The organism is Maribacter sp. 2-571 (assembly GCF_050589625.1).
Classification (GTDB): domain Bacteria; phylum Bacteroidota; class Bacteroidia; order Flavobacteriales; family Flavobacteriaceae; genus Pelagihabitans.
Window position 1 is genome coordinate 85,044 of record NZ_JBNGOP010000010.1, and the last position, 22,553, is coordinate 107,596.

The window sequence follows — 22,553 nt, forward strand, 5'->3', positions numbered from 1 at the left end:
CAGAAGCTTATACCATTTTTGCTTTTTATTTGGGGGATTTTAAGGTAGAAATGGTATTATTGTTCCGATTGCGAACGAACAAGATCAAGCGTAACGGCGTATAGGGATGCTCCCTGCATCTTGGCTTTGAGCCAGGCATAAAAACCCATTACAAAAATATCCTCACGATCCCTTCCCAACCAAACGAAGGAGTCACCTACTTCTTTTTCAAAGCCCTCGGAACGGATAAGTCGTGGGTTTTCATAGTAGCGGAGGGCCAATTGTACAAAGGTCAGTACCCGTTGCTCGCCCAGTTGCCGTAGCTTTTTGGAAAAAGTACGTTTAAAACGTTCGGCCCGTAGCAGCACCAGATCCAACTTATCCAATTCGATAAGTAACAACAGCTCAATTATGTTCTTTTTGATGACCCATTGCCAACCCACCTTTTTGGTATACCAATCATCGCTATGGCGAAAGGAGCGTAACAAGGCGTACGCTTTGTTAAAATGTTCGCCTTGGAAAAGGCAGGTCATGTGCAGCAGTTGAAGGTCCAACGAATGTTGTGGGTAGGCTTCCAATAACATCAGGGCATCGTCCAAGGCCCCGGTATAGGTCCGGTTCAACGCTTTTAAAACGGTCAGCTTTTCATGGAACCTTTTGTAAAACTCCCTATTGTTTTTCATCATCTCCGTTTCCATGTTTGCGGTCAGTTGTAGGGATTCGGAAAATTTCTTGTTTCTAAAGTGGGTAATGGCCATCAAGTTCAGGATATGGATATGGTAGTACCGATGCTTATCGGCAAGCAAACCTTTTTTGCCGATAAGGCCATAAAGCCGTTCCATAAAAGGAGCTATCGTATGGTAATTGCTCTGGAGTTTGGCCGCGGTCGATACGATTTCCATTAACTGATAAAGCGCCTTATAGCCCAAGGTATCGTTCAATTCAATATGGAACGTGGCAAAAGTATCCTCAATTATTTCGCGGAGCGATTTCCCTTCGGGCGTTTTAAGTTCGGCCTTGATGGTCGCATAGGCCAGGTTCAGTTGATACTCCTGTTGGAAAAGCCCGTGATTGGCCTCCGATTCTTGAATGATGGCGGTTAACGACCAACTAGGGTTCAAATGGGCATATTGGATCTTGGTGTGATAAACTTCGTTTAAAATAGGGTAAACAGCGATGCGCTTTGCCCTTTTTTCAGCCTTCAATAGACTTTTAAAAGCGATGTAATACTGTTTTTGTTCAAAAAAGATACGACTCGCCAAGAGCAGTTTTAGGATTTCAAGTTCTTCGGAATTCTCCTTAGAAAAACTTTTACCCGATATGAAATCCAATAGACTGTCCTGTAATCTTTTGCAGAGCGCGTGAAAAGCGTTTTTTGATGGGGTGCCGTATAGTTTACGGTCCAATGCATTGGTTTCCCCAGCAAGAATAAGCTTAAAGAGCAATACGTTTTTGGTGTCGCCCCTACGGTTCTTTCGCTTAAGGTAGGCCACAAATTCTTGGTGTTCTTCCTTTGAAAGCACTGCTATTAAGGCGATTAGTTGCTTCATTAAATCGTAAGTATTTATATAGATAAGTTCATAAAAATAAAGGTTAATGAATAATTTTATCATTTTTAATCATAAGTATTTTCATTTTTTTGATTTAACGGGGCACCGTTTTGATGCCATCTTTGTCACCGAATGAACCCGTTAAAACTAAAAACATGGAAAATTCAATTCAAAAGGAAAAGAAAGAATTTAAAAATAACCCGGACTTTAATTTTAAGCCCACCGATGCATTCGTGTCCGCATCGTGGATCGCCCTATTGGTGGGTATGGTATCATACTGTATCGGTCTATGGAACGCCGACATGTGGCTGAACGAAAAGGGATATTATTTTACCATTCTGCTCTTCGGTCTTTTCTCCGTAGTTTCCGTTCAAAAAAGCGTTCGGGACCGCCAAGAGGGTGTTCCCGTAAGTGATATGTACTATGGGATCAGTTGGTTTACCACCCTGGCCTCTATTACACTCCTGACCGTCGGCCTCTGGAACGCGGATCTGGAACTCAGCGAAAAAGGGTTTTATGGCATGTCGTTTATGTTGAGTCTCTTTGCCGCTATTGCGGTTCAAAAGAACACGCGCGATATTCAATTGATCGAAAAAAGGGAGGCCGCTTCTTAGGGCTTTTTATACCATTTCAAAGGTAGTACGTCGACAGGCATGTTTAAAACTGTTTTTTAGTTGGTATTCATGGCTGTCGGCCTTTTTGAGGTATACCGATCTGCTTTTCGATGAACTGCATGCCGTTGGTCGAATAATTACACGTTTTTATAAAGCATCCCGTTTTAAGGAAAACCCCAAATCTCGCAGTTATGAAAACAGAAAAGCATATGGTTCCGATGACCAGGGCGATTTTTTGTGCCGTTTTTATCCTATTGGCGGCATGTGAAAAGGACGCTACTACAGAAGACGAAAATGGTATTCTGGTTACGGAGGAAGCGCAGGATCCGAACGAAGAAACGAATACGCCCGTAGCGGAGGGCAATGCAAATCGAGACGAAGCAAAGGCTTTATATGAAACATTGTATGTCGCATCCAGAACAGAATCGGGAGATGTCGCTTGGACGGGAGACGAGCCTGCCTGTGATCCCGGAAGCGTACCACAAGCGACCGTTGATAAGATCATGAACCGTTTAAACTATTTTAGAAAAGCGGTAGGGCTCCATAACACCATTGCCCTAAGCGCTGTTAAAAGCGAAAAGGCGCAACGGGCAGCATTGATGATGGACGCCAACAATGCCTTGGAACATAACCCCCCGGAGTCGTGGAAATGCTATACCGCCGACGGTAACGAAGCTGCGGGAAAATCGCTGTTGACCACCGCAAGAAACTCGGAATCCATTGATTCCTACCTTCGCGACGCAGGGAGCAGCAATGGCCCGGTCGGGCATCGAAGATGGTTGCTATGGCCAAGACTTCAGGAAATCGGTATTGGAAACACCTCGGGAGCCAACGCCATATGGGTAATCGGTAATGCGGGTTCCGCTCCTGTCGACGCTCCGGAGTTCATTTCATGGCCCCCTTCAGGATATGCTCCAAAACAACTCATATACCCCAGGTGGTCATTCTCGCTAAGGAACGCCGATTTTAGCGGTGCCCAGGTAAGCATGCAGGATAGCAATGGAGGAAACATAGCGCTTACCGTAGAGGATTTGGCGGGCGGTTTCGGCGATGCTACCTTGGTTTGGGTCCCCGAAGGAATCAATACCAGCGCTACGGACGATGTTACGTACACCGTTCGTATAAGCAATGTGGATGTTTCAGGGGAAATAAAAAGTTTTGAATATGAAACCGTCCTGTTCGACGTCAGTAGATAAACGATTTTATTAGGGGTTATAGCTGTATTTTTAAACGTTTTCTTGCATTGGTCTTAGCTTTGCACCATTGATTTTTTGTCCCGATCTTTAAATCGATTATGGTGTAATTTTTGAACCCGTTCAACAGGAAGCGTATATGAAAAATATAGGGGGCGAACCACAAAAGCTGATAGCCGAAAAAGTATTGGAAATCGGGAAGTTTCAGTTCTTTTCCAATGTTATCGTAGGCGAGTTTAACGATGGGGTGCATGTGACGCATGAAAAACTGGCCCTCCCGCTTCAAATGGCACGTGAGGTCTATGGGGATTCTGTTCCCGTAGTATATCTTTCCCACCGCGTCCATTCCTATTCATCAAATCCTATAGGCCATAAAAAGTTGATCGCCCAGTTTCCGAATTTCGTCGGTTTTGGAGTCGTTTCCAATAACCGTTATCGTAGGGGGCTGATCCGCTTGGAAAAGCACTTTATTAAAGGGCCGGTGCAGGTGTTTTATGAACTTCAGGAAGCTTTTGATTGGGCAGAGCGCTTATTGGGAGATCGACTGATGGTGCCATCGGAACCGGAGCGATAGCTTTTAATACGGTCACGGTATCCGCGGACGCACATTCCTTCGCTTTAAATTTTTATAAATCTTGTATATGGATTACTGCGGGTATCCAGCAATTTTGTATCTTTTAGTACCGTAAGAAAAATAGGGTTATGAACTCGGAGCAGGCATATTTGGGAAAGCACCATTTGGATATCGGTACATTTACCTTTTATGGCAACTTTATGGTTGCCGAGGTGGCCGAAGGGGTTGCGTTCGCTTTTGAAAATGCGACGGAAATGCTCTCCCTTGCGAAACAATACTACGGGAACACCACACCTTTCGTTTATATCACCAATAGGGTAAACTCCTATTCTTTCAATCCTACCGCACATTTCAAGACAACGGCCATGTTCTCCAACCTCAAGGGCTATGCGGTCGTTACCTATGATGTGATGAACCAAGATATCGCCCAAATGGAACAATCTTTCATGAACAGGCCTTTTGGGATGTTCAAAAGTTTGGACGACGCGGTTGCCTGGGCCGAATCCCTTATCGTAAAGGATTAGTACCATTTAAACTTTTTAAGAATTTCAATACAGTGCGTTTATTAGCGGGAAATCGAACCTATTTCCGAATTGAGCGATCGGATTCAGGAGCGATAGAAGTTCATTTCATCCATGTACCGCCATACCGGATCGGGGAGTAGCGGGCGGATATTTTTTCCGGCCTTATGATGGTTTCGGATAAAAGTGGAGGAGATTTCCATTATGGGAGCGGCCACCCGGTGTATTTTGGGATGGTCCTTAAATTGATGTGTAATTTCCCCTTCGCCGATTCTGGGATATACATAAAGGTCGTACCGTTCGAGTATCAGCTCGTAGTTTTTCCATTTGTGAAACCCCTTTAAATTGTCCTCGCCCATAATAAGACAGAACTGATGTTCCGGTCCTTTCTTTTCCTCCAAGTGTACTAGGGTGTTTATGGTATAATTGGGTTGTGGAAGGTCGAATTCTATTTTAGAGGGACGCAGTTTTGGAAATTCCTTTGTCGCCTCGAAAACCATTTGATAACGGTGGTGGTTGTCCAGCAGGTTCTTTTTTACCTTGAAGGGACTTTGGGGCGTCACCACGAACCATACCTCGTCCAAATCCGAAAATTCGGCCATGTGGTTGGCAATGGCCATATGCCCGATATGGATAGGATTAAATGTACCGAAAAAAAGACCGACTCGTTTCAATTTTCTGCGGTGTTGGATGCCGGCTCAGGGCCGTCAACATAAGCTTTTACCATGGCATGTGCCTCTTTGAGGGCTACTTCCAGGTCATAATTTTTAATGATCTTATCAAATTGCGGGGCGGTAGCAAGTTCCACCGACGCTTTTGCCACACGCATGTTTATTTTGTCCTCACTTTCCGTGCTGCGCTTTTTTAATCGTATTTTCAATTCGTCCACACTCGGGGGTTTTACGAATACCGCCAAGGTCTGTTCTGGAAATTTCTTTTTGATCCGAAGTCCGCCGACCACATCAATATCAAAAATGACATTTTTGCCTTCCGCCCATAACCGTTCGACCTCACTTTTTAAGGTGCCATAAAAATTATCCCGATATACTTCTTCCCATTCTAAAAAAGCATCGTTTTTAATGTGTTTTTTAAATTCGGGTACGCTCATAAAATAATAGTGTTGCCCATCTTTTTCCTCACCTCGGGAGGGGCGTGAGGTGGCCGATACCGAAAACGCCAAGTTGAGGTCCGGTTGTTTGAGCAAGTGCCGTACAATAGTGGTCTTGCCACTTCCCGAGGGTGCTGAAAAAATAATCAATTTACCGCCTTTTGCCACTATGGTCTTTTTTTTGGTTTACAGATTGCTTTGCCGTTAGGGCCGTGATCATTACAGCACGTTCAACATTTGTTCCTTAATTTTTTCCAGTTCGTCCTTCATCTGAACGACCAATTGCTGCATGGGGGCATAGTTTGCCTTTGATCCTATGGTATTGATTTCCCTACCGATTTCCTGGGTGATGAAAGCCAGTTTTTTTCCGTTCGAATCCGTGGAGCCCAAGGTGCTTGAAAAATAATCCAAATGGTTCTGTAGCCGAACTTTTTCTTCGGTAATATCGTACTTTTCCAAGTAATAGATCAATTCCTGTTCAAAACGGTTGGCGTCTACCTCCGCCTGTATGTCGGCGACCGCTTTTTCCAAACGTTCCCGAACGTTCCCCAGTCGTTCGGGGTCCATTGCGGTAATCTCTTTTAAAAGAGCCTGTAGGTTTTGAAGGCGTTCCGAAAAATCGGTCTCCAGTACCTTTCCTTCGGCGGAGCGAAAATCGTTTGTTTCCGTTAAGGCTACACGCAGCGCTTCTCGAATGCCCTTGTACTCTTCCGGGTCAATGTCTTCCCGTTCGGTTTTCATGGCATCCGGCATGCGCAGGGCCATTTCGAGCAGGCGCAGTTCGTCCCCATCGGCAATGGTCCTCAGTTGTTGCATGTATTTCCGAATGGCCACCTCGTTTACCTGTGCCCCGGTTTCTTCACCGGTAAGTTCGATATAAAGGTTGAAATCGATTTTTCCCCTGACGAGGTCGGTGGCTATGATCTTTCGAAGCTCCAATTCCTTTTCCCTGTAAGCAGGTGGCATTCTGGCGTTCAGATCCAGGTTTTTACTGTTGAGGGATTTCAGTTCAACGGTAATTTTCTTGTTGGGCAATTGAACAACATGTTTCCCGAATCCGGTCATGGATTGAATCATAACTTTTTTTTTGGAATTGCGCAAAGGTAACCAATTTTGTACGTACGGCTCCATGCAAAAAAGGGTGGTGGGCGCTTCGGGAGTAGTGTTACGGAATTGGCTTTCGTATGGCCCGGATACCCGTGAACGCCGGAAAGGAATTCAATTCTTCAACGTGTTTCGGGTCCAGTGCTTTAAATTCGGGCAATGGTTTTGGCTCAAGTATCGTATCGATGTAAAAGCCGTTTTTGCAAATGGGCGCGATACAAGCCTCCAAGGGCCTCCATCCTTACAATTCCCTTACCCAAATATTGCGATAGCTTACGCGACTATTGTCCCCATGATCTTGCAGTAACAATGGGCCTTTCCCGTGCGCAGGATTTTTGGGCCATCCAATATACGGCGTCGTTCCCTTGATTTCTGTATGGTCCTGTACCAGAACGCCATTGTGCAAAACGGTAAGCGTCCCCGATTTTATTTTACCGCCCTCGGCATTAAATTCCGGGGCATGGTAAATGATATCATAGGTGTTCCATTCGCCCGAAGCTACCGACGCCATGGCGAGCGGTGGTGTTTGTTTGTAAATGGAGCCTACCTGGCCGTTAACATAGGTGTCATTATCATTATTGTCCAACACTTGAACTTCGTATAGGCCATTTAAAAATATACCGCTGTTTCCTCTGTTCTGTCCATCACGTTGCACATCGGCAGGGGATTTCCATTCGATATGCAGCTGTATGTCCCCAAAAACGCGTTCGGTCTGTATATTTCCCGTTTTGTCCGCCACCGTCATGCTGCCGTCATCGTTTAAATGCCATTTTGCGGCGGTGCTGTCCTTGGAATGTACCCATCCTTCCAAACTGCTGCCGTCAAAGAGCACCGTGGCGTCTTTTGGCGCCTTTCCGTTCAATGCCGGTCCCGTAACGGGTACTTTCGGTTCGTAATATTCGGTGCCTTCCGGTTCGGTAGGTTCCTCACCAGCGTATTCATCGTGTACGATAACTTCCGTTTTTTCGGTAGTTGGGTTAGTGGGTGGCGTTTCCTTATGTTGGCACGAAACTACGGTAAAGGAAAGCAATGTTACAAGGTGTAGATATTTCATAAAGGAGGTTAAGGTAAGCGAAGGTTAGGTGTTTAAAGTTCTTTTATTTTGATGTTTCGGAAAGCGACCTTGTCCCCATGGTCCTGCAGCCCGATACTTCCGGTAGTGTACTTTCCAAAGTGCTCCCAATCGGCAAATTTCGAACCGGATACCAAAGCGTTCCATGCGTCATTGTTAACGGGAAATGTAACGATTTTTTCGCCATTGAGTACAACACTACCCTGTTGCGTTTTGTGATCGATGGAAACGATACAGGTGTTCCATTCCCCCACTGCTTTGGTAACGTCCTTGGACGGTGCGATCATATCATACAGGGCACCGGCCTGATGCGTTGTCCCATTTTTCCCGTCGGGGTGGCCCGCATTGTCCAATACCTGTATTTCCGGGCCGCTTTCATAAGGTTGTTTTAATGATGGTTTTTCCATCACTCCCCAAAAAATACCACTATTCCCGGCTTCCGATATCTTCCATTCCAAAGAAAGCTCAAAATCGGTATATCGTTTTTCGGTAATAAGATTATACGTGGCTCCTTCTTCCCGGTTTTCCGGAGGATAAAACACCATGGCACCGTCTTCCAACTTCCAATGGTCCGGTACGTTTTCGCCGCCATATGCTTTCCATCCATCAAAAGAGCTACCATCGAACAATACGGTCCATTCTTGGTCGGTATCGGTACTGGCGACCTCTTGGGCCTCGGTTTCCGGCGCACTGGAAACGGCCTCTTTTTTTTGCTCCTTGCAGCTAACAAAAAGCAACATAATACTACAGGCAATCGAGAAAATAGTTTTCATTGTACGGTTTTTAACGAGGGGATATGCAATGGTATCAAGTACCTAAAATTCTTCGTAATTCGTCCTTGTCGATTTCGGCTCCGGCAAAATCGTCAAAGGTTTTTTCGGTGGCCTCGATGATGTGGTCCTGTATAAAGATGGCCCCTTCCCGTGCCCCCTGCTCCGGACTTTTTATACAACATTCCCATTCCATTACGGCCCAAACGTCGCAGCCATATTGGGTAAGCTTTGAGAAAATGGTCTTGAAATCGATTTGACCGTCCCCCAGCGAGCGGTATCTCCCTGCACGATCGCCCCAATCGTTATAGCCCCCGAAGGCACCTTTCTTCCCTGTTGGGTTGAATTCGGAATCCTTTACGTGAAACGATCTGATAAACTCATGGTAATGATCGATGTACTCGATGTAGTCCAGTTGCTGTAATACAAAATGGCTGGGATCGTATAGAATGTTGACTCTTTTGTGGTTTCCGGTCGCTTTCAGGAACCGTTCAAAGGTATCTCCGTCATGTAGGTCTTCCCCGGGATGTATTTCGTAACAAACGTCTACTCCTTCCTCGTCAAAATGATTCAGTATCGGCATCCAACGCTTGGCCAGTTCCTCAAACCCCATTTCTACAAGGCCTGCGGGGCGCTGCGGCCAGGGGTGCCAAGTGTGCCATAGCAATGCTCCGGAAAAGGTCGCATGGGCCTTAATGCCCAAACGTCTACTGGCGGTAGCGGCTTTTTTTACCACATCTACCGCCCATTCGGTCCGTGCCTTTGGGTTGTTCTTTACCGCATCGGGCGCAAAGTTGTCGAACATGAGGTCGTATGCGGGATGTACCGCCACCAATTGCCCTTGAAGGTGGGTAGAGAGCTCGGTAATCTCCAAACCATAGGAATTAACCTTTCCCTTGAGCTCGTCACAATAGGTCTGGCTCTCGGCCGCCTTGTCCAGATCGATAAGGAAATGCTCCCATGTAGGGATCTGAATCCCTTTATATCCCAAGTCGGCGGCCCATTTGCACATACCGTCCAAACTGTTGAAAGGTGCTTTGTTGTCTACGAATTGTGCCAAAAATACGGCAGGTCCTTTAATTGTCTTCATATCGTATTACGTCTATTATTTCGTATAAATTTTCGCTTCAAAGGAGGTATTAAGAATAAACGTTATATTTAAATTCTTAAAAGTTTCCGACCACTAGTAAGGTAAGGAAGGTCATAAATATAGGAAAACCGTCAGAATTAATACAAGAAATATATGAATCAGGAAGTGGAATACGATGCGATTGTCGTTGGAACGGGAATCAGTGGTGGTTGGGCCGCCAAAGAGCTTACCGAAAAAGGGTTGAAGACCTTGGTACTGGAAAGGGGTCGTATGGTAACGCACCTGGAGGATTACCCCACCATGCACGATGATCCTTGGGATTATGCCCTTAAAGGGGACCTTTCCGAAGCGGACAAGAAAAAGTATCATAAACAGCATCGCGTCGGATGGGCACCCCAGGAAGATGTGAAACATTTTTTTGTCAATGACCTGGAACATCCTTATGTGGAGATCAAACGCTTCGATTGGATCAGGGGCTATCAGGTGGGCGGTCGTTCGCTTACCTGGGGCCGGCAGAGCTACCGCTGGAGCGATATTGATTTTGAGGCCAATGGCAAAGATGGGCATGGTGTGGATTGGCCGGTACGGTATCATGATATTGCGCCTTGGTACGATAAAGTAGAAGAGTATATTGGTGTGAGCGGACAAAATTTAGGACTCAAACAATTGCCGGATGGTAAGTTTCAACCGCCTATGGAATTGAACTGTGCCGAATTGGAATTTCAGGAATCCCTTTCGGAAAAGTATGACGATGGTCGTTTACTTACCATAGGGAGGGTGGCCCATATTACCGATCCCGATGCCGATATTGAAGGTAGGGGCGTGTGCCAACACCGAAACCGTTGTTGGCGGGGATGCCCGTTCGGAGGCTATTTTTCAAGCAATTCCTCCACCTTGCCCGCTGCCGAACGCACTGGAAATATGACCCTCCGGGCCAATAGTATCGTTTACGAGGTAATGTACGACGATACCACTAAAAAGGCTACGGGTGTAAAGGTAATCGACGCGGAGACCAATGAAAAGTTGGAATTTAAGGCAAAGGTGATTTTCCTTTGTGCTTCCGCCATGGCCTCGGTCGGCATTTTGTTGCAGTCCAAATCGGAACGTTTTCCGAATGGTCTAGGGAACGATTCCGATGCTTTGGGGCGTAACATTATGGACCACCATTACAAACTGGGCGCTTCCGCAAAAATAAGCGGCCACATGAACAAATACTATAAGGGCCGAAGGGCCAACGGATTCTATATACCGCGTTTTGTCAATTTGGACGAAAATACCAAGCGCGAGGGCTATCTCCGTGGTTTTGGATATCAGGGCCGTGCCAGTAGGGAGGATTGGTCGGCCGCAGTAGCGGAATTAGGGTATGGCGCCGAACTTAAGAAAAAAGTGCTCGAACCCGGCGCATGGGAAATTGGCGTTACCGGTTTTGGCGAATTTTTACCTTACGATAGCAACAGGGTAACCCTAAGTGAAACCGAAAAGGATAAGTGGGGACTACCACAATTGGCATTCGACGTGGAGTTTAAGGAAAACGAATATCGTATGCGCGAGGATATCAAAAAAGAAATCATGGAAATGTTCAAAAAGGCAGGTTTTAATGATGTAAAACCGTACGAGGAAGAAACCGGTCCGGGGCTTGGGATCCACGAGATGGGCGGGGCCCGAATGGGACATGATGCCAAAACGTCCATTTTGAACAAGCACAATCAGGTACATTTGGTGCCCAACGTATATGTCACCGATGGGGCTTTTATGAGCTCTTCGGGTTGCGTGAACCCTTCGTTGACCTATATGGCCTTTACGGCGAGGGCCGCAAACCATGCCGCGGAAGAATTTAAGGCAGGAAAGTTTTCTTGATTTTCTGTATTATTGTCTTACCGAAAACACTGACCTAAAATGGAAAACGCATCAGCAAGAAATATGTGGGGCGATTATCTGGACAAACATCTGGAACACGCTTTTGAAGACGCCCCTACAACGGTTCATTTCTGTAATAATGAAATGGATGCCAATGAATGTGCCGCTCTGGTCAAAAAAGGCATCAAACGAGCTACCTCACCAAGTTTGTTAGGGCTTCAATACCGAAAGGAGCCCCTTCCTAAAATTGGCGATTTTATGGTGGTGACCGATTGGGAGGGTACCGCGCAGTGTATCGTACGGACGACAAAGGTGAGCTTGCGTCCCTTTTTTAGTATCGACGAGGCCTATGCCCGACAGGAAGGAGAAGGAGATCAAAGCTTGGCATATTGGAAACGTACCCACTGGGAATATTACAATAAAGAATTGGAACCCTTCGGCAGGGTACCTCGGGAAAGCATGATTATCGTGTGCCAGGAGTTCGAAAAGGTCTTCTAAAGGTACATTACGTTCCGGATTCCGGAACATAAAAAGGGTACACAATAAATACTAAATGCCCCGGACGGTAACGTTCGGGGCATTTTTTGTATCCGTACATTTATGTCAAAACAACAACGGAACTAGCTTAAAATAGTATGCGTATTGCCGTTACTTTTCAAGATTGACCCAAGTGTTCCCATTTTTATGGGATGCAACGGTGGCCTCTATGAAATTCATTCCGCGCACTCCGTCGACCATGGTCGGGAACTCAGCGTCGTCATACTTTTTTCCGCGGATGGCCTTGGCCGCCCCGAGATATATATTGGCCATAGAATCGAAAATACCTTCGGGATGTCCGGGAGGTAACTTTGTACCATTAAGGGATAGTTTGCTGTTGTAGGCATGCCCCGGTTTGTAAACCTGTGTGGGTTTGGTATCGCTCAAAACATAAAGGAAATTCGGATTTTCCTGTTCCCATTTAAATGCCGCTTTTTCTCCATAAATGGAAATGGCGAGGCCATTTTCTTCGCCTGTTGCCACCTGACTGCTGCGGATGACCCCCTTTACAGTATCGCTCATACGGATCAATACCGTTCCGTCGATATCCATTTTATTGTCTTTGTAGAGGTAGTTGAAATCACTGAGAATGGACTTCACCTTCATGCCGGTGGTATACTCTACCATATTGAAAGCGTGCACCCCAATATCACCGATACAAGAACTGATACCGGCTTTTTTGGGATCTAACCGCCACACCGAAGAACGTTTTTTCTTGTCGTGGATGATGGTGTTGATCCACCCTTGGTAGTATACCGCGTCAATTTTATGAATTTTTCCCAACGCACCTTTTTTGATCATTTCCCGCATTTGGCGAACCATAGGGTAGCCGGTATAGGTGTGGGTAAGGGCAAAAACGGTACCGGCCTTTTTGTGGGCTTTTTGCAATATCTTGGCCTCGTCCAAAGTAGTGGTCATCGGTTTTTCGCAAATCACATGAAAACCGTTTTCCAATAGTTTAAGGGCCATTGGAAAATGTAAAAAGTTCGGTGTTAGAACGGAAAATACCTGTATGCGCTTATTTTCCGGCAGCTTCAGCTCTTCTGCTACCATGGTATCAAAATCTTCATATATCCGATCTGTTGGAACATCGATCTCTTTTGCAAAGGCCATGTTGGCCTTAAAGTCCGGGTTGAATACGGCCCCAACGATTTCATAGTTGTCGTTTATCTGCGAAGCGACACGGTGCAATACCCCGATAAGGGAATCGCCTCCGCCCCCCAAAACTCCTAGTCTGATTTTTTTTGGCATTTGAATCTAAAATTTAAATTAACGTTGTTTATTTTTCAAGTGTGCTACGTTTCTTCATAACGCTCCTTTTTCAAAACAAAGGCAACGGACCGGAACGTACGCTTACGCCTTGGTGTTTTGCTTATTCCATTAGGTGATATATGCAAGCTTTCACAATTTATAAAAAAACTCGCTGTCAAAGGCAATCTTTTCATTTTTGGACAAAAGAGTGCTTAAATGAGTAAAGTGTCACGGACTTTTTGGTTTTAGCGAAAACTATGGGATGCCTATCCTCGACCAAGGTGTTTTGCAACGAAGACGGCGAAAGAAAGTTATACCCAACTGTTGTATTAAAGTGAGCCCGACCATAAATGGCTATTTTTTAAGATAAAGAGCGGATTTACAAGGTTCATACTATCATAAAGACCATTTTTAACGTAGAACTCACCTTAGCATTGAACATACCGATCGAACGATAACCACTTGGGCACTATTTCATTGGCCCTGTCCGTCACGTTTGCCCGGGGAAAAAGGCACCCTTATGAATACAGCCCTGCGCGGCCGGTCGAACTTCCAGAAATCGAAAATCCGAAGTATACTACGATAACAGGGGTTTGTTACTATTCGCAATCCGCTTCCTACCCAACTCACCGTTTGTAAAAGATATAGTCCAACGGTAAGGGTTCTTTGCCAGCCGTTCTAAAATCAATGGCCATCTGTCCCCGGTGATGGGTAGAATGGTTGATGATATGGAAAAGAATGTCCTGTAGGGTATTGGTGAAAAGTCGCCCTTCGGAATCCTCGTAATCGATACGTATTTCAAAATCGTCGGCATGGGTGGTGATGTCGAAAGAAGTTCGCTGGTTTTCGTAGTGGATGTCGGCCCATCCACTGACCGGGTGTACTTGAAACACCGAAAATTCGGAGGGTTTGCCCATTGCCCGGGCGTTCCAAATATGATGGGCATTCAAAATATGACTAAATCGCATGGCAAGCTGCTCCGGAACCTGTTCCATTTCTTGGCAGGTAGTGATCAGTTTTTTATTGCTTTGAAAGTTATAGTCGAACAATTGATTAAAAAAAGCTTTCACGATAAATAAGGTGATTAAGGTTTTGGGGAAACGTTATACCATATACCATTTCAAAGTTTAAATGGTACTATTCATGCATTTCTTTTACGGCCTTTAGCATAAGGTCCCTTGTAGCTGCTATTCCAGCTTCCTCGCTCAATTCCCTGCCTTCGTATTCAACGCCGATAAATCCGGTGTAACCGGCATCTTTCACGATTTGTAACATTTTCACATAATCGATTTCCGTTTCGTTGCCCTCCGCATCAAAATCATGGGATTTGGCACTTACCGCTTTCGCATGGGGCATCAACTCGGAAACTCCCTTGTAAATATCGTACATTTCGGCACATCCCTTGCTGTAATCTTCCGGGTCCATTCTTTTGATGCAGAAATTGCCAAAATCGGGCAGGGTACCGCAATTGTCCATGTCAACGGATTTCATGACCTCGGCCAACAGGGCTGCGTTGGAGGAAAGTCCGCCATGGTTTTCCACAATGATATTGATGTTTTTCGCAGCTCCGTAACTTGCCAACTTCCGAAGCCCGTCCACCGAATTCGATTTCCATTCCTCAGGTTCCGAGCTGCCGTTAAGGTTTACCCGAATGGCATGGCAGCCCATTGCCGCCGCGGCATCGACCCATTTTTTATGCTTCTCCACCGTTTCATTCCTTTCGGATTCGTCGTCGACCGCTAAATCGCCTTGGCGATCTACCATTATCAGCACGTTTTGGAGGCCGTGCTCTTTGGCCGCAGCATTTGATTTTTCTACAAAAGCGGCCATGGCCGCTTCCGAATAACCCAATGGTTTTAATTCCGCATCGTACAATTGGCTCACGTATTCCAGACCTGAGAATCCCCACGATTTTGCTTTTTCAGCAAAAGTGTACGGATCTACACCATCATCCTGTACCATCTTATGCATGCTCCATTGGGCCAAGGAAAGTTTGAAAAATGGGGCGGGGGTCTTCGTTGTGGTTTCCGCCACTTCCCCATTGGGCGCGCTTGCCGGTTGCTTGGTTTCTTTACAGGCATAGAGGAACATTACGCCCATGGCCAAGGCGGCCCTTGCGCCATTACGTATAAAATTTCTTCGTTTCATTGTTAGGTGTTTCAAGGTGAATTTTTTTCAAGTTGTTTTTAAAGGGGCCTGCCCTATTGCATATCTCGGTCCGGAAATTTCCGGAATGGCAATAACATAGGCTGTATTTTCTGAAAAAGCGTGAAAAAAGCCTACAAAGGCTATGTTTTTAGCAACATCCACGGTCTTTAAATGTAGAAAATTAAATTTATATTAATAAATTTAGCAACTAAACAATTTGGTACATGGGTAAATTTTATTACAACGAAGAACAGGAGTCGTATGATGCGATCGTGGTCGGTACTGGGATCAGCGGTGGATGGGCGGCAAAGGAACTCTGTGAGAACGGTCTGAAAACCTTGGTCTTGGAACGGGGTAGGATGGTCACGCACAGGGAAGATTACGAGACCGCCGATAAGGACGAGTGGGATTTTCCGCTTCGCGGCGAGCTTCCTTATGAAGAAAAACAGAAACAGTTAAAACAGGCACGAACGGGTTATACGACCCGTGCACAGCATAACATGTGGTTCGTGAACGATCTGGAGCACCCGTACAATGAAACAAAACGTTTTGATTGGATGCGGGGATACCATGTCGGGGGACGTTCCCTGCAATGGGGCCGCCACAGTTATCGTTGGAGCGATATCGATTTTAACGCGAATGCCAATGAGGGCGTGGCGGTCGATTGGCCGGTACGGTATAAGGATATTGCCCCTTGGTACGATAAAGTAGAGGCCTATATCGGGGTTTCCGGTGAAAACCTGGGGTTGCCCCAGCTTCCCGACGGGCAGTTCGAGCCCATGATGGAGCTCAACTGTGTGGAACAGCATGTTCGGGAAAAGGTGGCCGAAAATTTTGATGGTAGGGTGGTGACCGCCGGTCGTGTCGCACATATCACAAGTGATAAAAAATTTGAAGGGGACGGAAGGGTACGTTGCCAGTATAGGAACCGTTGTATACGGGGATGTCCTTTTGGGGCTTATTTCAGTAGTCTTTCATCCACCTTGCCGGCCGCGGAGGCTACCGGAAATATGACGCTACGCCCCGATTCTATTGTACACGAAATTATGTACGATGCGGATACCAAAAAGGCAACGGGTGTCAAAGTTATCGACCGGGTGACCAAGGAAACCTTTGAGTTTAAGGCCAAGGTGGTGTTTTTATGTGCTTCGGCAATAGCATCCACCTCCATTTTGATGCAGTCAAAATCCGACCGTTTCCCGAACGGAATGGGCAACGACTCCGATCAATTGGGGAGAAATATCATGGATCACCATTTAAAGGTCGGTGCAGAAGGAAAGTTCGATGGATTTGAGGACAAATATTACAAAGGACGAAAACCGAACGGTATTTATATTCCGCGTTTCCGAAATTTGGGCGGAAGCTCCGACCGTGCCGATTACAAGCGAGGCTTTGGTTACCAAGGTGGTGCGGGAAGAGGGAATTGGCAGGAAACCATAGCGGAACTTTCCCATGGTAAAGCGCTGAAGGACGCGCTCCTAAAACCGGGCGGATGGTCCTTTGGAATGGGCGGTTTTGGAGAGGTATTGCCGTATCAGGACAACCGTTTTACTTTGGACTATGACCAAAAGGACCAATGGGGACTTCCTACGGTGACCTTTGATGCAGAGCTGAGAGAAAATGAGTTGAACATGCGTAAGGATATGATGCAATCGGCCGTGGACATGTTGAAAAAAGCCGGCCTTAGGGATGTAAAGCCCTTTGATAGTCCGGGAGCGTTGGGCCTTGGTATCCACGAGATGGGTACCGCACGTATGGGGCGTGATAGAAAGACTTCCGTATTGAACGGAAACAACGCCCTGCACGATGTACCTAACGTTTATGTTACCGATGGTTCTTTTATGACCTCCGCGAGCTGCGTAAACCCATCACTTACCTATATGGCCTTTACGGCCAGAGCGGCAAACCATGCCGTGAGCGAACTAAAAAAAGGAAATATATAATGGATAGAAGAAAAGCACTCCGAAATATGGGTATGGCAATGGGATATACCGTTGCTACCCCAACACTGATCAGCCTAATGCAAGGTTGTAAGACCGAACCGGCAATGACCTGGGAACCAGATTTTTTCACCAAGGACCAAGGTGCCGCGTTGTTAAAATTGGTCGACATCGTATTACCGAAAACCGATACTCCCTCGGCATCGGAAATGCAGGTGCATTTGTTTTTGGACCGGTTTGCGGCAGAGGCAATGGAGCCAAAAAAGCGGGATTTTTTAAAGCTGACCACCGAAAAGTTTATGCAGAAGGCCTTGACCGAAAGTGGTAGCGAAACCTTGGCGGATGTTGACGCGGAAGCATTGGAGAAGGTGTTCGGCGGACTACTGAAAATTTCCAAAGAAGATAGGGAGGCGAATTTTGAGGCCCTTCAGAAATATGAGGAGGGCGTGGCAGCAGAGGACAGTAGCGTGCTATTGGACGATACCGTTGCCAGCTTCGCTTTTGCCAATACCGTACGCGACATGAGTATTTGGGGATACAAAACCTCGGAATACGTTGGGGAAGAAGTATTGGCGTATTTGCCCATTCCGGGGGAATATGTCGGATGTGGCGATGTACAAGAGCTTACCGGTGGAAAAGCATGGTCGTTGTAGCCGGTTGAAATGAAAAGAAGAAACTTTGTCCGGAACGCCGTATTGGGAAGTGGTGCCGTAACCCTTGGCATCCCTTCCCTATATGCCAAAAAGCGGCAACTACAGCATACGTACCGGTTAAAATATGCCCCACATTTGGGGATGTTCAAACACCACGCGGGAGAAGATCCCATTGACCAGCTCGGCTTTATGGCAGATCAAGGGTTTCGAGCCTTTGAGGATAATAATATGCGCAATCGTGAAATAGGCCTGCAGGAACGAATGGCGAAAACGATGCAGGAGCGCGGGATTGAAATGGGCGTTTTTGTGGCACATGAGATTTATTGGGACAAGCCCAACCTTGCCTCGGGCGATGCCGAAAAACGAACGGAGTTTTTAAACTACATCAAAGCATCCGTAGCTGTGGCCAAAAGGGTAAACGCCAAATGGATGACGGTAGTTCCGGGACATTTGGACCTACGGCAGGCAATGGGATATCAAACGGCGCATGTGGTAGAGTCCCTAAAGCAGGCATCGGCCATTTTGGAACCCCATGGCTTGGTTATGGTACTGGAACCACTCAACTTTTTAAACCATCCCGGTCTCTTTTTGACCGGTTCCGCGCAGGCATACGAAATTTGTAAAGCGGTCGATTCGCCGTCCTGTAAAATTTTGTTCGATATCTATCATCAGCAAATCCAAGAGGGAAACCTAATTGCGAATATTGACGCCTGTTGGGGTGAAATTGCCTATATCCAAATTGGGGACAATCCCGGCAGAAAAGAACCTACTACAGGGGAAATCAATTATACCAACGTCTTCAAACATATTCATTCCAAGGGGTTCAATGGTATTCTTGGTATGGAACATGGCAACTCAAGGCCGGACAAAGAGGGCGAAAAAGCGGTTATCGAGGCCTATAAAAAGGTAGATGCCTTTTAGGGATTAGTTACGCGTACTTTCCCGATCTGTTGTATTTCCGATATAGTAAAAAAACCGAACCATATGGCAAAAATTGCGCAGATGGTTCGGTTTTTACTATAAAGCGTCTTGCTTCAATCGACCAAAATTCTTTTGGTAGAGGTCCCGGAATCGTGGAAAATCTGTAAAAGATAGGTCCCAGTGGGGAGTATGCCGGTAGTCAATTTCATTTCCTTTACTTCTTTGGTCTGTTGCGCAGCCATCAATTTCCCGTTCATATCATAGATACGTGCGGAGATATTGGTTTGTATATCGGGAAACCTTAGAGTTGTTTCTTGCGTTTTTATGGGGTTGGGATATACCACAATTTCAGCTACGGAAGGTTCTTCCGCGATTTCAACAGGGTCTATTGCATCTGATTGCGATGCATTCGTATCGTTCGTTTCCGATGAGGCTTGCTGCGGCTCCGTGGCGCTTACGGGATCTATGCGCTCAACAAAGAGCAGGTCGTTCCAACCTTTTCCCTTCGGGGCAATAAAAACGGTCCACTTGTACCCATTGTTTTCGATAGGGGTTTCTTCCGCCACCTGTAATGATAGGGTAACCTCACCGCTACCTTTTGTTATCGCTTTGCGAACGTAGCCATAATTGGTCCAAGGCGCTCTGTTCTGTTGAAAAAGAATAACGATATCCCGTTCCCGGGCCGCTTCGTACGCTACCGATATGTTGTAGGTTTCTCCAGGGACTACGTTCGTAATTCTGGTCGCCACCGAAAGGGAATCGGTTTCGGCTCCGTCTTCGGTCGTACTACCGCGCTGGGTCCACCAAAAATCCCCAAAAGCTTCTAGTTTGGAATAGTCCTTTCTCCAAGTGGCGTACATATTTCCGATAATACCGGAAATACCGGTAGCTGCGGTCTGCCATCTGGAAAAATTGGTACCGACATCGGCATCATAAAATGCCCCGATTACCTGCTCAAATCCATTGTCGGAGAAGAATTTTAAGGAATTTGGTCCATTTTTAGTAATTTTTTCGCCTTCCCACCAAGTAGCAATGACCGTTTTATTGGGGTCCAAAGTGGTCCATGATTCCGAAAGGGTATTGTTTACCTGATAGTAATTGGCCTTGGCATTATGGTTGGGGTCCACCATATCGTTCCAGAAAAACCGTCGCGCATTGGGCGCTACCTCCCCTAGGTCCTTGAACACCCTGCCGATACTTTTTGCCAGGGCCTTTCCCGAAGTGCCTACCTCGGTATCGAGCGGTTCCCAACCACCGGTGCGTATTTCGGAATAGTTTACCAAGTAACCATCCGGACGGTAAGTGTTTTCCAAAGTTTGATGGATCTGTTTCATGCGTGCGTAGATTTCCGGGTGGTTCCAAGAGCAGGAAACCTGACCGTTGGCGGTGGGCAATGCGTGGTAACCGCTAATGGTAATGGTTTCGTTTTCGGCAATGCCGCTGTTTTGGCCCAATACAATTTTCGGCCCCCGGTGTTGGGTGTCATATTTTCCCTTAAAGCCCGAAACGCCAAGTTTGGGGTCCTCGGGCAACACTACGTCTTTCCCAAAGGAAAGATTGCTCCCATTTTCCCTTTTGATCGATACGGGGAGGTCGTCCCTATTGATCCAGTTGAGCGCCGGGGTATCCAATACTTGCACATCGTCCCACCAGATGCTGCCGTTTGTGCCTCCAAACACGGAAAGCCCCAAGTTTACTTGAGTGGCATTTAGGCTGTTAAAAGCGATCCGCATTTCGGTCCAGTCGATGGTCAAATTATCGGGTCTGTTAAAATAGTTGCGGGAGCCATCATCATTGGGAAGGGATAATCGAAGATTGGTCAGGTTTCGGTCTTTGTTGTTTTCATCGCGAACGACCGCCAAAAGGTTTTGGGCACTCAAGTTTTGGGTCTTTACCCAAAAACGCAGTGTGTACTGATGAAAGGGTTTTACATCAAAAGCGGTAATTATTCGTGACATGTTACCGCCTTTGGCTTCGGCACGGAACGAGGCGTTTCCCGACCGTTTTACGGAACGGTCTATAAACGTACGGCTACCGGGAGCATCTTGAAACGACCACCCTTCGGGCTCATTTCCCGAAAACCTTTCAAAGCCCCCATTGGGAATGGCAGCGGTACTGACCGGGCGGAGTTCGTTCCCCACCCGTTTTAAGGGCTGGTCTTTTATGGGGTAACCTGTAGTCAACTGGACTTCGTCCGAAATAACGGAAGAACAAAACCCCATGGTTATGGTCATCAGCAGCAGGTCCATATCGCGCTGTTTGACCCCTGTTATGAATTTCTGGGTTTCGGCGTTCCATCGATCTCCCAAGGAAGCTCCCAAACCAAAACGGTTGAGCTTTGAATCTCCGTAAAGTACGGTGTTCGCGCCTTTTGCTTTGGCACGGTCTACGAGTTCCAATAACTCGTCGGCAGTATCGACCACCATATTGGCCTGAATTTTCATAATACGAACGGTGTTGGAACCTACCACCGAATCGTACAGTAAGGGTTGTTTTTCGCTGGTTTTAAAAGCCTCTGAAGGGCCTGAAGTGTGGGTAAGGAGCCAGAAGGGCAGTGTGGTTAAAAAAATCAAAGCGCTTAAAAATAGTTTCATAGTCGATAATTTAGGGTATTTATGGAATGAGGAATTAAATTCACCTACTGCAGTGGATGCCACGCATTTTCGGGTGTACTGTTTGTTTTTGATGAATAATGGAACCGATAAACCGTTGTACGAAAGTTTTCATTACCGGCCCAACGACACCAATGTTTACTTAAAGTCGTTCAACAAAACAGAAAAAGTGGGGTTGACATACCAATGCGAAGTGTTCGTTGTCACCTTGACAGCTGGTGATGCATGGCCCATTGGGTTTCAAATAGGTTCCATACGGTCTTTTGTCGTCAGAAGCGGCTTTTAGAACCTTTTGAAATGACCAATGCTTCCTATGGGGAAGGAAGCATTAAAAATAGCAAAGTAGGTCGTTTACGGGGCAACCGGTTTTTGTACATGATAATCATTTTATATCGTATAAAACAAGTATCAAGTTGGTGTAGGCTTGGGGCCAAAAAGGTGGTCAATTGCAATTGCTTACGCACTTGCGGATTATGTACGTTAGAACGAGTCCAATTAGACGTTTAAAACCTTAAATAATCGATGAAATGCACGTTTTGAGCAAAAAAAGTGTGTTTTTATGGGTTTTATAGCACATTATCCGTGCCGTCTAGTAGGACAGCGGGACTATTTCCTTGAAATTAATTTGGAATTTCCGGGGTGTTCAAACGGGCTATGGAAGCGTCTATCTCTTTTTGTGAAAGTTCATGCCTTTTGATTCCTACCATTGGGTTTCATACCCCGATGGCTGCGTCGAAATGGTATCAAGACGCTTTCAAGATAAGAAAAAGCCGCTTTTGTAAAATGCGTTTTAGCGGTGAAAAGCGCTTTTTATCGGATTTTATGAGTTTTGTGGGACAGTTCATCGATTTTTTTGACACTTTTCGATGCAATGCACACTCGGCCCACACGATAGGACACTATCTGCCCGTTTTTAAGATATGCAAGCTTATATTATTCTCCTTATCGGTTATTTGTCCTTAGTGGTGCTTTCCAAGCTGGTGTACCGTTCCTATAAAAAGAAGCAAGTCGATTTTAGCGAGCTTTAGGGTTCATGAACGGATTGCTAAGGTATTCGGA

General features: G+C 46.1%; 20 protein-coding genes. 9 read left to right on the forward strand and 11 right to left on the reverse strand.

Annotation, left to right across the window (positions count from 1 at the left end; genetic code table 11):
* Positions 1-56 precede the first annotated feature (56 nt).
* A complete protein-coding gene (locus tag ACRD7P_RS09165) occupies positions 57-1,529 on the reverse strand; it encodes a hypothetical protein (RefSeq protein ID WP_430907250.1) in 1,473 nt (490 codons plus the stop codon).
* A gap of 155 nt (positions 1,530-1,684) precedes the next feature.
* On the opposite strand from ACRD7P_RS09165, the gene yiaA reads away from it, so the two are divergent.
* The 4 genes from yiaA to ACRD7P_RS09185 all read left to right on the forward strand — a co-directional run bounded on the left by yiaA (position 1,685) and on the right by ACRD7P_RS09185 (position 4,434).
* Positions 1,685-2,143, forward strand: coding sequence for an inner membrane protein YiaA (yiaA, locus tag ACRD7P_RS09170; protein WP_430907251.1), 459 nt, complete (start codon positions 1,685-1,687; stop codon positions 2,141-2,143).
* Between the two features lie 191 nt (positions 2,144-2,334).
* On the forward strand, positions 2,335-3,339 hold the full coding sequence (locus tag ACRD7P_RS09175; protein ID WP_430907252.1) for a CAP domain-containing protein: 1,005 nt from the start codon (positions 2,335-2,337) through the stop codon (positions 3,337-3,339).
* 136 nt (positions 3,340-3,475) lie between these two features.
* Entirely contained in the window at positions 3,476-3,910 is a 435-nt protein-coding gene (locus tag ACRD7P_RS09180) for a hypothetical protein (RefSeq protein WP_430907253.1), read from the forward strand.
* 128 nt (positions 3,911-4,038) lie between these two features.
* A complete protein-coding gene (locus ACRD7P_RS09185) occupies positions 4,039-4,434 on the forward strand; it encodes a hypothetical protein (RefSeq protein ID WP_430907254.1) in 396 nt (131 codons plus the stop codon).
* Positions 4,435-4,517: 83 nt separating this feature from the next.
* Here the strand turns inward: ACRD7P_RS09185 and nadD are convergent, their stop codons facing one another.
* The 6 genes from nadD to ACRD7P_RS09215 form a co-directional block, all read right to left on the reverse strand.
* Positions 4,518-5,105: a nicotinate (nicotinamide) nucleotide adenylyltransferase gene (gene nadD, locus ACRD7P_RS09190; RefSeq protein WP_430907255.1), complete on the reverse strand. Its 588-nt coding sequence runs from the start codon at positions 5,103-5,105 to the stop codon at positions 4,518-4,520.
* Positions 5,102-5,707: a guanylate kinase gene (gmk, locus tag ACRD7P_RS09195; RefSeq protein WP_430907256.1), complete on the reverse strand. Its 606-nt coding sequence runs from the start codon at positions 5,705-5,707 to the stop codon at positions 5,102-5,104. The genes nadD and gmk overlap by 4 nt, the downstream gene beginning before the upstream one ends.
* 51 nt (positions 5,708-5,758) lie before the next feature.
* Positions 5,759-6,616: a YicC/YloC family endoribonuclease gene (locus ACRD7P_RS09200; protein WP_430907257.1), complete on the reverse strand. Its 858-nt coding sequence runs from the start codon at positions 6,614-6,616 to the stop codon at positions 5,759-5,761.
* Between the two features lie 268 nt (positions 6,617-6,884).
* A complete protein-coding gene (locus ACRD7P_RS09205) occupies positions 6,885-7,697 on the reverse strand; it encodes a 3-keto-disaccharide hydrolase (RefSeq protein WP_430907258.1) in 813 nt (270 codons plus the stop codon).
* 32 nt (positions 7,698-7,729) lie between these two features.
* Entirely contained in the window at positions 7,730-8,488 is a 759-nt protein-coding gene (locus tag ACRD7P_RS09210; protein WP_430907259.1) for a 3-keto-disaccharide hydrolase, read from the reverse strand.
* 34 nt (positions 8,489-8,522) lie between these two features.
* Complete coding sequence (locus ACRD7P_RS09215) at positions 8,523-9,575, reverse strand: sugar phosphate isomerase/epimerase family protein (protein ID WP_430907260.1); 1,053 nt, start codon at positions 9,573-9,575, stop codon at positions 8,523-8,525.
* A 153-nt stretch (positions 9,576-9,728) separates the two neighbouring features.
* Here ACRD7P_RS09215 and ACRD7P_RS09220 point away from each other — a divergent pair, with 153 nt between their 5' ends.
* Entirely contained in the window at positions 9,729-11,432 is a 1,704-nt protein-coding gene (locus ACRD7P_RS09220) for a GMC oxidoreductase (RefSeq protein WP_430907261.1), read from the forward strand.
* A 39-nt stretch (positions 11,433-11,471) separates the two neighbouring features.
* Positions 11,472-11,930 (forward strand): ASCH domain-containing protein, encoded by a 459-nt coding sequence (locus ACRD7P_RS09225; RefSeq protein WP_430907262.1) that lies wholly within the window; start codon positions 11,472-11,474, stop codon positions 11,928-11,930.
* Between the two features lie 150 nt (positions 11,931-12,080).
* Here ACRD7P_RS09225 and ACRD7P_RS09230 read toward each other — a convergent pair whose 3' ends face one another.
* From ACRD7P_RS09230 to ACRD7P_RS09240, 3 genes are all read right to left on the reverse strand, one after another.
* Positions 12,081-13,220, reverse strand: coding sequence for a Gfo/Idh/MocA family protein (locus ACRD7P_RS09230; protein ID WP_430907263.1), 1,140 nt, complete (start codon positions 13,218-13,220; stop codon positions 12,081-12,083).
* 626 nt (positions 13,221-13,846) lie between these two features.
* Positions 13,847-14,290, reverse strand: coding sequence for a DinB family protein (locus tag ACRD7P_RS09235; RefSeq protein ID WP_430907264.1), 444 nt, complete (start codon positions 14,288-14,290; stop codon positions 13,847-13,849).
* Positions 14,291-14,357: 67 nt separating this feature from the next.
* A complete protein-coding gene (locus tag ACRD7P_RS09240; protein WP_430907265.1) occupies positions 14,358-15,368 on the reverse strand; it encodes a sugar phosphate isomerase/epimerase family protein in 1,011 nt (336 codons plus the stop codon).
* Between the two features lie 224 nt (positions 15,369-15,592).
* Here ACRD7P_RS09240 and ACRD7P_RS09245 point away from each other — a divergent pair, with 224 nt between their 5' ends.
* Genes ACRD7P_RS09245 through ACRD7P_RS09255 form a run of 3 tightly spaced genes read left to right on the forward strand, consistent with a single transcriptional unit; the run spans position 15,593 to position 18,882 of the window.
* Entirely contained in the window at positions 15,593-17,311 is a 1,719-nt protein-coding gene (locus ACRD7P_RS09245) for a GMC oxidoreductase (RefSeq protein ID WP_430907266.1), read from the forward strand.
* The gene (locus tag ACRD7P_RS09250; RefSeq protein ID WP_430907267.1) at positions 17,311-17,961 is read left to right on the forward strand and encodes a gluconate 2-dehydrogenase subunit 3 family protein; all 651 of its coding nucleotides are present in this window, start codon (positions 17,311-17,313) and stop codon (positions 17,959-17,961) included. Before ACRD7P_RS09245 ends, ACRD7P_RS09250 begins: the two co-directional genes overlap by 1 nt.
* Before the next feature lie 9 nt (positions 17,962-17,970).
* Positions 17,971-18,882: a hydroxypyruvate isomerase family protein gene (locus ACRD7P_RS09255; protein WP_430907268.1), complete on the forward strand. Its 912-nt coding sequence runs from the start codon at positions 17,971-17,973 to the stop codon at positions 18,880-18,882.
* A 113-nt stretch (positions 18,883-18,995) separates the two neighbouring features.
* Here the strand turns inward: ACRD7P_RS09255 and ACRD7P_RS09260 are convergent, their stop codons facing one another.
* Positions 18,996-21,476 carry a T9SS type A sorting domain-containing protein gene (locus ACRD7P_RS09260; protein ID WP_430907269.1) on the reverse strand — a complete coding sequence of 827 codons (2,481 nt, stop codon included), beginning with the start codon at positions 21,474-21,476 and terminating at the stop codon, positions 18,996-18,998.
* Between the last annotated feature and the right edge of the window lie 1,077 nt (positions 21,477-22,553).

Excerpts from the sequence above, each read along its gene's own strand:
- ACRD7P_RS09165 (WP_430907250.1), bottom strand. The coding sequence starts at position 1,529 with ATGAAGCAACTAATCGCCTTAATAGCAGTGCTTTCAAAGGAAGAACAC.
- ACRD7P_RS09255 (WP_430907268.1), top strand. The coding sequence starts at position 17,971 with ATGAAAAGAAGAAACTTTGTCCGGAACGCCGTATTGGGAAGTGGTGCC.
- ACRD7P_RS09250 (WP_430907267.1), top strand. The coding sequence starts at position 17,311 with ATGGATAGAAGAAAAGCACTCCGAAATATGGGTATGGCAATGGGATAT.
- ACRD7P_RS09205 (WP_430907258.1), bottom strand. The coding sequence starts at position 7,697 with ATGAAATATCTACACCTTGTAACATTGCTTTCCTTTACCGTAGTTTCG.
- ACRD7P_RS09200 (WP_430907257.1), bottom strand. The coding sequence starts at position 6,616 with ATGATTCAATCCATGACCGGATTCGGGAAACATGTTGTTCAATTGCCC.
- ACRD7P_RS09175 (WP_430907252.1), top strand. The coding sequence starts at position 2,335 with ATGAAAACAGAAAAGCATATGGTTCCGATGACCAGGGCGATTTTTTGT.
- ACRD7P_RS09210 (WP_430907259.1), bottom strand. The coding sequence starts at position 8,488 with ATGAAAACTATTTTCTCGATTGCCTGTAGTATTATGTTGCTTTTTGTT.
- ACRD7P_RS09260 (WP_430907269.1), bottom strand. The coding sequence starts at position 21,476 with ATGAAACTATTTTTAAGCGCTTTGATTTTTTTAACCACACTGCCCTTC.
- ACRD7P_RS09185 (WP_430907254.1), top strand. The coding sequence starts at position 4,039 with ATGAACTCGGAGCAGGCATATTTGGGAAAGCACCATTTGGATATCGGT.
- ACRD7P_RS09215 (WP_430907260.1), bottom strand. The coding sequence starts at position 9,575 with ATGAAGACAATTAAAGGACCTGCCGTATTTTTGGCACAATTCGTAGAC.
- yiaA (WP_430907251.1), top strand. The coding sequence starts at position 1,685 with ATGGAAAATTCAATTCAAAAGGAAAAGAAAGAATTTAAAAATAACCCG.
- ACRD7P_RS09220 (WP_430907261.1), top strand. The coding sequence starts at position 9,729 with ATGAATCAGGAAGTGGAATACGATGCGATTGTCGTTGGAACGGGAATC.
- ACRD7P_RS09245 (WP_430907266.1), top strand. The coding sequence starts at position 15,593 with ATGGGTAAATTTTATTACAACGAAGAACAGGAGTCGTATGATGCGATC.
- ACRD7P_RS09225 (WP_430907262.1), top strand. The coding sequence starts at position 11,472 with ATGGAAAACGCATCAGCAAGAAATATGTGGGGCGATTATCTGGACAAA.
- ACRD7P_RS09240 (WP_430907265.1), bottom strand. The coding sequence starts at position 15,368 with ATGAAACGAAGAAATTTTATACGTAATGGCGCAAGGGCCGCCTTGGCC.
- ACRD7P_RS09230 (WP_430907263.1), bottom strand. The coding sequence starts at position 13,220 with ATGCCAAAAAAAATCAGACTAGGAGTTTTGGGGGGCGGAGGCGATTCC.
- ACRD7P_RS09180 (WP_430907253.1), top strand. The coding sequence starts at position 3,476 with ATGAAAAATATAGGGGGCGAACCACAAAAGCTGATAGCCGAAAAAGTA.